This is a genomic window from Sulfurisphaera tokodaii str. 7, from assembly GCF_000011205.1.
Classification (GTDB): Archaea; Thermoproteota; Thermoprotei_A; order Sulfolobales; family Sulfolobaceae; genus Sulfurisphaera; species Sulfurisphaera tokodaii.
Genome location: NC_003106.2, coordinates 2,408,001 through 2,419,800 on the forward strand (window position 1 = coordinate 2,408,001; position 11,800 = coordinate 2,419,800).

General features: G+C 33.0%; 12 protein-coding genes. 6 read left to right on the forward strand and 6 right to left on the reverse strand.

Annotated elements, in window-relative coordinates:
• Positions 1–400 precede the first annotated feature (400 nt).
• Positions 401–1,285 carry a pirin family protein gene (locus STK_RS13240; RefSeq protein ID WP_010980488.1) on the forward strand — a complete coding sequence of 295 codons (885 nt, stop codon included), beginning with the start codon at positions 401–403 and terminating at the stop codon, positions 1,283–1,285.
• Here the strand turns inward: STK_RS13240 and STK_RS13245 are convergent.
• Positions 1,266–1,919 carry a uracil-DNA glycosylase gene (locus tag STK_RS13245; RefSeq protein ID WP_010980489.1) on the reverse strand — a complete coding sequence of 218 codons (654 nt, stop codon included), beginning with the start codon at positions 1,917–1,919 and terminating at the stop codon, positions 1,266–1,268. The two genes, STK_RS13240 and STK_RS13245, sit on opposite strands and share 20 nt — an antisense overlap.
• A 142-nt stretch (positions 1,920–2,061) precedes the next feature.
• Between STK_RS13245 and STK_RS13250 the strand changes: the two genes are divergently transcribed.
• The 5 genes from STK_RS13250 to STK_RS13270 are packed head-to-tail and all read left to right on the forward strand — an operon-like array spanning position 2,062 to position 6,868.
• Positions 2,062–2,388 carry a hypothetical protein gene (locus tag STK_RS13250; protein WP_052846790.1) on the forward strand — a complete coding sequence of 109 codons (327 nt, stop codon included), beginning with the start codon at positions 2,062–2,064 and terminating at the stop codon, positions 2,386–2,388.
• Between the two features lie 34 nt (positions 2,389–2,422).
• Positions 2,423–3,487 (forward strand): MFS transporter, encoded by a 1,065-nt coding sequence (locus STK_RS13255; protein ID WP_010980491.1) that lies wholly within the window; start codon positions 2,423–2,425, stop codon positions 3,485–3,487.
• Positions 3,488–3,517: 30 nt separating this feature from the next.
• Positions 3,518–4,105, forward strand: a complete 588-nt coding sequence (locus STK_RS13260; RefSeq protein ID WP_010980492.1) for a YkgJ family cysteine cluster protein — start codon at positions 3,518–3,520, stop codon at positions 4,103–4,105.
• 47 nt (positions 4,106–4,152) lie between these two features.
• On the forward strand, positions 4,153–5,280 hold the full coding sequence (locus tag STK_RS13265; RefSeq protein ID WP_010980493.1) for an MFS transporter: 1,128 nt from the start codon (positions 4,153–4,155) through the stop codon (positions 5,278–5,280).
• On the forward strand, positions 5,273–6,868 hold the full coding sequence (locus STK_RS13270; RefSeq protein WP_010980494.1) for a thiamine pyrophosphate-requiring protein: 1,596 nt from the start codon (positions 5,273–5,275) through the stop codon (positions 6,866–6,868). The genes STK_RS13265 and STK_RS13270 overlap by 8 nt, the downstream gene beginning before the upstream one ends.
• 5 nt (positions 6,869–6,873) lie before the next feature.
• Here the strand turns inward: STK_RS13270 and STK_RS13275 are convergent, their stop codons facing one another.
• From STK_RS13275 to STK_RS13290, 5 genes are read right to left on the reverse strand one after another with little or no spacing between them, the layout of a single operon-like run.
• Positions 6,874–8,628, reverse strand: coding sequence for a chloride channel protein (locus STK_RS13275; RefSeq protein ID WP_010980495.1), 1,755 nt, complete (start codon positions 8,626–8,628; stop codon positions 6,874–6,876).
• Between the two features lie 44 nt (positions 8,629–8,672).
• Positions 8,673–9,689: a PTO1314 family radical SAM protein gene (locus STK_RS13280; RefSeq protein WP_010980496.1), complete on the reverse strand. Its 1,017-nt coding sequence runs from the start codon at positions 9,687–9,689 to the stop codon at positions 8,673–8,675.
• Positions 9,690–9,714: 25 nt separating this feature from the next.
• Positions 9,715–9,876 carry a 3-hydroxyacyl-CoA dehydrogenase family protein gene (locus STK_RS15775; RefSeq protein ID WP_010980497.1) on the reverse strand — a complete coding sequence of 54 codons (162 nt, stop codon included), beginning with the start codon at positions 9,874–9,876 and terminating at the stop codon, positions 9,715–9,717.
• 27 nt (positions 9,877–9,903) lie between these two features.
• Entirely contained in the window at positions 9,904–10,740 is an 837-nt protein-coding gene (locus STK_RS13285; RefSeq protein WP_010980498.1) for a 3-hydroxyacyl-CoA dehydrogenase family protein, read from the reverse strand.
• Positions 10,741–10,743: 3 nt separating this feature from the next.
• Entirely contained in the window at positions 10,744–11,766 is a 1,023-nt protein-coding gene (locus STK_RS13290) for a hypothetical protein (RefSeq protein WP_010980499.1), read from the reverse strand.
• Between the last annotated feature and the right edge of the window lie 34 nt (positions 11,767–11,800).

Here is an 11,800-nt window from a genome sequence, read left to right on the forward strand (position 1 = left end):
ATATCCTATGATATATTAAAAATAGCATAATATGATTATGAAGAGATATTAAGTTAATGTTTGAATATCAACATGCATTTTTACATAAATATTTAACAAGTTTTATTTTAGTATTGCTTAATAACTGGTTTTAGATATCATATTTTAGACCTAATATGGCGAAGAAGAAGAAAGAGGGTCAAGGTCAACAACAGCAACAAGGCGGCTCACAGAAGAAGTAAGCTAGATGAAATTGTAATCACAACTAATAAAGTTAACTTATTTTTTGATTATACTATTTTTCTTTTTCCTTTTTTATCATATAATCATGGTCATGATTATTTGGAATTAGAGTATTGCGTTAATATAATCATAACTAAGTTGAACAATATTTTTATTAGACGAAAACCAACTTGACATTATGATAAGAGGAATATATGGTATATTAGAAGGCAAAAGAACGGTTGACGGTGCTGGTGTAAAATTATATAGAGTATTTGGCGGTCCGACAACTGTTCAACTAACGGATCCTTTTCTCCTCTTAGACTTCTTTGGTTCAGCTAATCCAGAGGATTATATAGTAGGTTTTCCGTGGCATCCTCATAGAGGTATTGAAACTGTTACGTTACTATATGAAGGTAAAGTAGAACATGAAGATAGTGAAGGAAATAAAGGAGTTATATATCCTGGACAAGTTCAATGGATGACTGCTGGTAGTGGTATTTTTCACCAAGAAATGCCAAAGCCATTAGAAGGCGTAGAAATCGCTAAGTATAATCAAAATCCTTTATCAGTGAAAGGTTTACAACTTTGGATAAATCTTCCTTCTTACAAAAAGATGACAGAACCTACATATAGGAATATAAAGTCACTTCCCAAGGAGAGATTCGACTTTGGTGAAGTCAGTATACTTGTGGGGGAATACAAAGGAATTGAAGGACCTATAAGAGTTAAAAGTGATGTCGATCCGTTATACCTTGATGTTAATTTAGATGGAGAGTTTCATTTAAACGTTAAGAATGGATATACAGTACTGGCATTTGTAGTTGATGGTAAAGCTAAATTTTCTCCTAATGTTCCAGAAATTGATAAGGGGAATCTAGTTATATTTAACAGAGAGGGTGATGAAATAGTAGTAAAAGGTAAGGCTAGATTTATAATTCTGTCTGGAAAACCATTAGAAGAGCCCGTAGCATGGTATGGTCCTATAGTGATGAATACAGAAGACCAAATCCTTGAGGCTTTAGCTGATCTAAGAAGAGGTACTTTTGTAAGACATAAGCAAGTTAATATTGAGGATTATTAGCAATTTCATAAGCTAATTTAAGTATTTTTATCCAATCCTCCCATTTTAATCTACCAGTTTTCGTGTTCTGAGCACTAGGGTGATAAGACCCTATTAGAATTTTGTCGTCTGGTAATTTTATAACGACTCCATGATAAAACTTACTTTTTATTCCATAAAGCGAAAGAATAGTATCAAAAGCTATTCTACCAAGGGCTAAAATTACTTTTATTCTAAGTGATTTAATTTCTTCTATTAAAAACCTAGAACAATTTGAGATTTCCTCCCTTGTTGGCTTATTTTTCGGAGGAGCACATTTTACAGTGTTTGTCAAATAAACTTCTTTAACTTCTAGTCCATCCTCTCTTGTTTTTCCCTCCTCTTTATTTGATAAACCTAAGGCATAAAGTCCTTTAATAACCCATTTTCCAGATTCATCACCGGTAAACACTCTTCCTGTCCTATTACCACCGTGAAGTGCTGGAGCCAAACCTACTATGAGTATTTTTGCCTTTTCATCTCCAAAACCTGGTACTGGTTTGTTCCAATAATTCCAATCTTTAAATCTAGGCGGTATTTTGAAATTTTTTCTATATTCTATTAGCCTTTCACATCTGCTACATGAGACTATTTCGTCATACAGTATACTAATCATAAACAACGCTTAGAAGAAATACTAATAAAATTTTGTAGATTATAATTTCTTCTAATTAACCTTTATTATTTGAGTCAGTAATGTATAATAAACAACTTTTTTATAATTAAATATTTTAATTCTACTTAAGAAAGTGATATTTATGGATGAAAAGGAAATTGTGCTTAAAGCTTTAGATAAAATTGACAAATGGTATGTTATGTTAGCTGGAATAAGGGAAAACACTCTTCTTATTGTCTCTAAAAAGGTTCCTCCTAATTCAATAAATGTTGATGGTATTGAGTATTCGGTAAAATATTACGAACCTGAGGAATATTTAAGAGTGATAACATATAATGAAGATGAGTTTAGATCATACAAAATTTACTACTTCGTTAAAGTTTATATGAGAAAAGTTTTGGATATTCTTTCATCGCTTGAAGTGCAAAGAATGAGTGAGGAGTTTGAGAAAAATAACAGACTTATTTAGATGATTTTTTAAACGTTATAACATTAAGTCTTATGTGAGAGGTTATCCGATTCTATTTGCAAGAGTAATTTATGGTGCTAGTTGGTTCTTCCTTTCTCCTTATATTCCTTACCTGCTCAGTGAATTCTCAGCCCCTAAATATTTTGCAAATCTTATTCCTCTATCCTTTTTTGTAACTGCTGCAATAATGCAAATACCGGCTGGGTTAATTTCTACTAGACTGGGAATGAAAAACACTTACACACTAGGTCTTATTATTATGGGAATAAGTGATAGTTTAATAGGTTTAAGTAAAGATATTGGAGAAGTACTCTTCCTTTACGCTTTAACAGGTTTCGGTGCTTCATTTTTCTTTTCTTCAGCTGGGGGCACTTTAGCGTTAATTAATGAGGGTAGAACTATTTTAGTGATGGGATTCTATAATGCGATGTTTTCTGTAGGAGGAATATTAGGGCTTAACTGGGGATTTATTGATTCATTAGTGGGTTTTACTTATGCTTCTTTGCTTTTAGGGTCTTTAACTATTATCGCTGGTGTTATAAATTATGTTATTTCATATCAAAACGTTAAACCTGAGTTTAAAGTGTTGAAAAATAGGAATGTATTTCTCGTAGCTCTTTCAACTGTCGGTGTTTGGGGTTCTTATTATGTGGTAAGCGAATATTTCCCTACTTTTTCATATTATGTGCTTGGCGAATCTTCCATAATTACGGGTTCCTTATCTTCTCTTTTGCTACTATCATCCGTTATCGGAGGAGTTTTTACCTTTACTTTTTCCTTTATAAAGAACGATAAGTTAAGAATTATCATTTCAAGCGTTCTAGGAGTTATTCCAGTAGTTTTCCTTTATAACTATTTTCTAATAGGTCTCGTTATAATGGGCATATTTAATGAAATGGCTATCTCAATAATTTATGCTTTTGTAGTAAAAGAAGTTAGGAGTGAAAATTCTTCATTAGCTTTAGCTGAAGTTAATTCTATTCAAATAGGTCTAGGAATGTTAGAATTATTATTACCATATCTTTCTCTAGAGTATTTATGGTATTTAGTTATTATAGTATCTCTTTTACCTCTTTTAATTTTGATTAACGTGAGATAACATTTTAATATTGAGCGAGTAAGTAAGCAAGTGAATGCTGATCAGATTCATATGTTAACTAAAAATGCACTAAGAGGAGATATTAAGAGTTTAGAGGCACTTTTCGATTTTTTAGAGAAGTTTAATGCTCCTATATCTAAGTTTGCTATGTATTCTATATTATATCAAGTAATAATGAATAATTTTCTTAATTTAGGAAAATACTGTGAGGAATGTGGAGGAAAATGTTGTAAAATTGGTCTTCCAGTCCCAGTTTATCACTTTGACTATAAAGAATTAAAAGCAAGGCTAAGTAAAGATGAACTAAAAAACTTAAGAAAACATAACGGTTTTTATACACTTTCTAGACCTTGTCCTTTCCAAGATAGCTGGAAGTGTAAAATACATGAATTTAAGCCTTACGCATGTATGTCTTATCCTTTTGCTACAGAGGATGAGCAGAAAGATATAATGGAAAGATATAAGGATGGTATACCCGATTTTAAAGTACCAGATTTTTGCATTGCTGGTAAGAAAGTTAAAGAATTTATGGATGAAATAGTTAACAAGTTACGAGTTAAATTAGGAAGAGATCCTACTCCAAGGGAAATACTCAATGAAGTATTAACAAAGTTTTAAAATTAATTGATAGTTAGGTATAAAAAATTCTAATCATAAGTAATGGCGTGAATAATGTAAATAAACTAGCTATTATTGGTGCATTTAGAGCTTTTGGTGGATCTTTAATTTGGCCATTTACTGGTTATGCACTTTTCACAGTCTTTAGAATACCATTATCTTTTATTGCAATTTATTATGCTCTTCAAGCTTTAGTTAGTGTCTTATCTTATGTGGTGGGGGGTTACGTAGTTGACTTTATAGGTAGATTAAAGACTATGATGATGTCAATAATTTCGTCTTCTCTGTTCCTTTTTCTTTCTTACTTCTTCTTTCATCCCCTTTTAGTAGTGATATTCTTACTTCTTCAGTCTTTCTCAAATAATGTTTATAACGTTGCAAATACTACGTTAGTTGGTGATATTAACAAAGGTGAATTCAAAAAGCTAGTTGTATCTTTCAGTAGAGTAAGGGTAGGAATAAATGCGGGTTGGGCATTCGGTCCTCTTTTAGGTTCAATTATATTTCAATATGAAGGTTTCAGAATGTTACTACTCATATCCTCTTTTATTTTACTTACTCCGTTAATTTTTGTAAATTCTTTACCAGATTTTAGAGGAGGAAGAAAGTTATTGTTTACCGTCCATCGGGAATTTATTAAGTTCCTCATTCCCACATTTTTAACCTTTATGTTAATGAGTCAATTGGGTTTTTCACTTTTAACGTTTTATACTGAAGTAGTTAAGCTCTCCGTTGAAGATGTGGGTTTACTCTTTATGGTAAATGGTGTACTAATTGTATTTTTGCAAGATTTTATAGGTAGACATCTGAAAATTAGACATATTATTCTAGGAATGCTTATATATTCAATTTCTTATTTTGTAGTTGGATTCATAACTAACTTTTTGTTCGCAATAATAGATGTTATTTTTATTACGATTGCAGAAATGATAGTTTCTCCCCTCTCTCAAGCAATTGCTTCTTCATTCACGAAAGATGAGCAAAGAGGAAGAGAAATTGGAATTTATGGAATGGTTACCGCAATAGGAAGATTAGTTGGTTCTTCGTATGCAAGTTATTTAATGTCATTCTTCCTATTTTCTCCATTATATCTTTGGGCATTAATTTCTATTTTAGGCTTTCTCTCTATTCCATTATATTTATTAAGTATCAAGAGGATTGAAACAAATGGATAGCGGTGCAAGACTCATTTTAAAAAGTCTACAAGATTTAGGTGTAGATAAAATCTTTATGGTATCTGGAACAGATTATGCAGCATTTATTGAAGAAAAAGTAAGGGATCCTTCATTGCCAGATTTCGTAATAGTACCACATGAAATAACAGCTACTGCTGCAGCTATAGGCTATTCTCTATCTGGAAAAATAGGGGTTGTTGCAGTTCATACAATTCCGGGTACTACAAATGCTTTAGGAATGATAATTAATGCTTTCACATCTAGAATACCCCTAATAGTTATTGCTGGCAGAAGTCCTTATACTGAAACTGGTAGTCCAGCAAGTAGGAATTTGAGAATACATTGGACTCAAGAGGCTAGGGATCAAGGAGAAATTGTTAGGCAATGGGTTAAATATGATTTTGAAATAAGGAGGACTGAGCAAATACCAGAGGTTATAGCTAGGGCTTATCAGATTGCATTTAGTGAGCCTAAGGGACCAGTATATATTGTGATTCCTAGAGAGGTGAGTATAGAGAAAAGCGAGTACAGAAAAGTTAGAGTTTCAACTTTTGAGCCAGGAATGAAAAGAGAAGATCTAGTAAAGGCTAAGAAAATGATCGAGGAGAGTGAAAGACCAATTATAATTACTTGGAGGGGTGGTAGAAGGAAAGAGTGGTTTGATAGCATAAAAACGTTTGCTGATAAAGTAGGGATACCAGTTTTAAATTACATAGGAGAGGTTGTAAATTATTCTGGTGAAATGGGATTAGATAGGATTGATTTATCAACTGTTGATTTAGCTATTGTAGTAGAGGCCGAGGTACCTTATATTCCAAAGAAAACTAAATTTGATGGCAAAATTATAAAGGTTGATGTAGATCCATCTTACTCTTATATCCCATTTTATGGTTTTCCTTGCGACTTGTGTATCCAATCTACCGTTTCAGAATTCTTTGACCAACTAGATGTTAAGGAGAAAAAGGAGTGGAAGGAAAAAGTAAAAGAGCTGAGGCTTCAACAAGAAAAGAAAAAGGAAGAGGAAATAGAACAATTGAGGAAAAGGAGGTCAATTCATCCTAGATATTTAAGTTACGTTATTGGTAAGGTAATTGGGAAAGATGATGTTATACTTAATGAGTATCCATTTAATCCTAGATATACAAAGCTTGATTTTGGGCAATACTTCGCTGATCCTTCATTTGGTCATTTAGGCTGGGCTTTAGGTGCTTCTTTCGGTGTCTCGTTAACAAATAGGAAAGTTATTGCTACAGTTGGTGATGGTGCATTTATTTTTGGAGTGCCAGAGGCATTTTATTATGCAATTTCCACATATGGTGGTAATGTCACGGTAATAATTTATGATAATGGTGGCTGGCTAGCTAGTGCTGAAGCTGTTGAAGAAGTTTTTCCAGAAGGATTGGCAAAGGCAAAGCAGTATTTTCCTGGAGCAGACTTTAAGAGGTATAATATTGGCGAAACCGCTAAGGTTTTTGGTGGGTATTATAGGTTGGTGGAAGATGTTAATGAAGTAGAAGAGAGTGTAAGAGAAGCATACAACTTTAGAGGTATTTCTGTACTGCAAGTTATTGTGGATAGAGTAAGATAAAACTATTATTTATTTGCCTCTCTAATTTGTTTTAATTCCCTTTCATATGCTTCTACGATAGAATCGTATGTCAGTATCCCTTTAAATTTTCCTTTTTCTACTACTGCTACCCATCTTGCCTTATTTTTAGCCATTACTTCTAGAGCTTGTTCCAATGTAGAGTCTAGGTGAACATATGGGGATCCTTTGGTTATGTAACTTCCTATAACATCAGTATCTTTTGCTCTCTCCAAGTCTTTAAGGTAAACTACTCCTAGAAAGTTATTATTTTGGTCAGTTACTGGAAGGCTCATAAAACCAAGATTAAGCATTAGATCAACTACGTGATTAACTTTGTCAGTAATTAAAGCTCTAATATCTTTTATTTCACAATCCTTTACATGCAGGCTTTCCATAATGGGAATTTCATATTCCACTTTATGTGCAGGGGAATCTCTTCTAGTTGGAAGTTGTGAGACATATATTGTATAGTCTCCAGAAACTAAATATGCCAATGCTGATGCTATCATAGCTCCGGGTAATAGCTGAAGGCTTGATGTCATTTCAGTAACCATAATAATAACGGATACTGGCACTTTACCCGCTGCTGCAAAAAATGCCATCATACCTATTATAACAAATGGTGCTATGTTGGGTACTATATTAGGAAAGAAATAATGAAATAAAAGACCTACTGAAGCTCCAATATATGCTCCAATAAATAACCCTGGGGCAAAAACACCTCCACTACCTCCTGATCCTACAGAAAAAGAAGTAGCAACTATTTTTAAAATAGGTAATAGAAATATTAGTATCAATACGGGTATAAGAGGAGAGTAAAATGCGTTAAACCTTTCATACTCTACTAGATTTATCCAACCATAACCAGTTGCAAGTATTTCTGGGGCTAAAAGTGCAATTAGTCCGGTTAATGCTCCACCTATAAGCGGTTTTATATAATTAGGAATTCTCAATTTCTTAAAAAATGAATGTATCCCATAGAAAGTCTTAACATATATTATTGCTAATAAACCAGCCACAACTCCTAACACTGCATACATTGGAAGCCTTAAAGGGTTATAAGTTCCAGTATAATATCCAAAAACCGGTGTAAAACCGAATATACTTCCGAATATTGTATAACCTATAGCTGAAGCTATTATTGCTGGGTATAAGACCTCAGGTTCGAAATCCCTTTTATACAAAATTTCAGCAGCTAAGATTGCTCCACCAATTGGAGTTTTAAATATTGTCCCTATCCCTGCCCCAATTCCAACAGCAACTGCAATTCTTCTATCTTGCGGACTTAAATGCAAAAGATCTGCGATTACAGAGCCCACACCAGCTGAAAATTGTGCTGTAGGTCCCTCTCTACCTGCGCTACCACCTGAACCTATTGTTATCGCTGAAGCAATTATTTTTACCGGAATTACAACCCATCTTACTTTACCTTGCAAATAATGGTAAGCTTTTATTGCCGCATCGGTACCGTGTCCTTCTGCCTCTGGTGCAAAAGTATAAACTATTAAACCAGAAATTAATCCACCAATTGCAGTTGATAGTGGTATTAAATAATATCTTCCAGGGTAAAATGTGAAGTTTAATGAGCCTCCTTCACCAAGTGGTCTAGGATAACTCATGCCAATAAGATGAAATATAAATAAATCCTCAGCTAAGTGGAGTAATAAATAAAAAGTAGTTGCTGCGAGGCCAGCAACAATTCCAAGAATGACACCTAAAATAGCCCATTTCTCGTAATACTTTAATGAAGATAGAAACACAGTATTTATTATTTCATAGAATTAATAAGGTTTATTTGAATTCATTAGATATAATCAAAGATTATACTAAACATTGGTTCGATTATTCTTTCTCTAACGATTCTATAATCTTTCCACGTAAAGAGCGAAGGTTCTAAATAACAAGCTAAAGCACACTTATTACAATTGGAATATCTACCCCAATCATATTCATTCCATAATTTAATTATATCAACTTCCCATACTTTTTCACTTCCTTGATATTCATTTAGTACATAGCAAGGTAAGACTATTCTTCCTTGAGGATCAATATTTATTGTCAACCAAGGCTTACAAATCCACGGAATCTCATGAAACCAGCTATTTATTATGGCTTCAAAATATTTCTCACTTTCAATAATTGGCTTTCCTCTTCTTTTTAGCTCTAAAATTCCTTCAATTACATGTCTTACTTCATCTCTTTTTTTAGGTGATAACTTCTCTGCTGTAGAGTAATCATAAGCAATCTGGATACTTACTGACACTTCAAGCTTTTCGGCTAATTCTATTACTTTAAATATTTCGTGTAGGTTCTCATTTGTTAGGGTAAAACTAATTGAGGTTGGTATTCCTCTTTTTACACTTTCTTTTATTCCCTCAACAGCCCTCTCAAATGATCCGGGAATTCCTCTCAATTTGTCATGAACTTCTCCTATCCCGTCTATCGAGACAAATAAATTGTCTATGTAGTCTTTTATTTCATCTATCTTATCTTTCAATAGCCAACCGTTAGTTACTAATGAAGTATAAAATCTTTTACTAGACTCTTCAAGTATTTGTGGTAAATCTCTTCTCAATAAAGGTTCTCCTCCTTCGAAACCCATAAAGAGTACCCCAGCCCTCTGTAATGCGTTCATCATTTTGACTTCTTCTTCTAATGTCAATAATTTCTCATCTTTTCTTCTCCAAAAAGGGCACATTCTGCATCTTAAATTACAAGAATACAATAGTTTATGTCCAGCAATTAATGGTAGTTTTTTCACTCCTCGTCCTTTAACAAGTCTTAAAAAATTTCCAATAGTCATTGGTTTAATTTTTGCCATATATTTACTTTGTAGAGGTAATTTATTATTTTATTGGTAATTCTCTAGTATAAGTAAATATTCCTTTTTTCCATCCTAAACCTAATTTAGTAGCTAATTCAATTTCTTCTTCTGTAGAAACATTATTTTTAACTAACCAAATAGCTTCATTTACAGCGTCTCTGAGTAAGTCTTCTGATTTTGGCATTCTATCAGTTTTCTTAATTTCTGGTCTTCAATTACTCCAATCGTAAAATCCTTTTCCAACTTTTGCTCCATAATAACCTTTTTCATACAATTCTTTCAGTATTTCGCAAGTAAAATCAAAACCTCTCTTTCTAACCTCATTCGAAATTAGGTAGTTAGTGTCAATGCCAGTGTAATCGAGCAACTCAAATATTCCCATAGGAAATTCTAAAATATATTTCGCTAAACTGTCTATTTCTTCCACAGAATATTCTTTTAATAATTTACAAGCAGAGGTAAAAATTCTGAATAAAATCCTATTTACTACAAATCCTATGACGTCTTTTCTTACTGGAATAGGGACTTTTTCAATGCTTTTAATTATTTCAATCCCCTTAGAAAAAATTAAATCATCAGTCTTAACTCCTTTAACTACTTCTACTAGCTTCATGAGGACGGGGGGATTAAAGAAGTGAAGTCCTAAAAATCTATGAGGATTCTCAACACTTTGAGCCAATTCAGATATAGGTAAACTACTGGTGTTGGTTGCTATTATTGAATCCTTACTTACAATCTTACTAACTTGTTTAAAAACAGAGCTTTTCAAGTCTAAATTTTCTGATACTGCTTCTATTACTAACTCAGCATCTGAAATTTGAGATAAATCATTTACTGGTTTTATCCTTGAGAAGACCCTTTCAGTATCTGTTATTTTTCCTTTTTCTTTTAATTTATTGAGAGACCATAGAATGTTTTTTAATCCTTTCTCCAGTGCATCTGGATATTTATCGTATAAATACACTTCGTTGCCATAAAGAGAAAAAACTTCTGCTATACCATGACCCATAACTCCGGCTCCTATTACTGCAACTTTCAATTTGTGCACCGGTTAAAAAACTGGGATAAAATCATCTTCCTTTATGTTTTCTACTATATCTCCAGAAATACCCAATTCTGGCATATCTGGTAGTCTTATACCATAATGTTTTAGAGAAGCCCCTACTCTCAATACAGCATTTCTCCAAGCTTCTTCTTTTTCCTTTAATTCTGGTATATAAAATCCAGCATCTCTAGCTATATCTTCCATTTTCTGATGAACCTCTATGAACCATGGAGGTAATTTCCAGAAATCTTTTGGAGGAATATAAGTAATAAGGGATAGAAAGACGAAGCCAGCCCTTATTTGTTTAGTTACTAACTTCTTCCTTTCATCATCCATTTTCTCTGCATTCTGAGACATTATCATGTGAGTAAATGCATAATGCCTAGTTTCATCTACAGCAGTATTCTTAAATAATTCTTTAAAGGCATTAATTTTAGCACCTTTTGACATTGTGGTAAATACTGTTGTAGCAGCAGCTTCACCCATCATGAAGGAAGTAAATAGAACATCAAATGTATATTTTTTATATGCCTCAAGATAAGCCTTCCAATATCTAGAGCCATTCCACCAAGTCCACAAAACGTTTAATTTTGCTTTCCTTTCTAAATCATCTTGTGGTTTAAAATCAAACGGAAATCCTGGAAGTACATTATTTATTGCCAAACCGCACATAATATTATGTCTATTTTCATCGTAAGTTATTGTAGTTAGAATTCCTCTTATAGCAGTATCAAGGTGTTGTTCAAAGGCTTTAATTACAGCATAGGCAAACACTGGTGTAGCATTATCAAAATTTGAAAGTAACCCCCACCAGTACGCTATTGCTAATTTTTGCTTTCTATCTAAACCAGATGCAATATCTTTTACCTCTTTCCAATCTATGCTTTCTTCATCCCATTGTTCCCTTTTTGCTCTTCTATAAAGTTGCCACGCTTTCTCATTATCGAAATTCCATTTTGGAGGATATACATTTTCTGGAGGGTAATCAGGCTCTTCTTCAAAATTAAGGTTGGAGTATTTTGAGCTCATCAAATATATGTTGGAAATATCAATATATAAATTT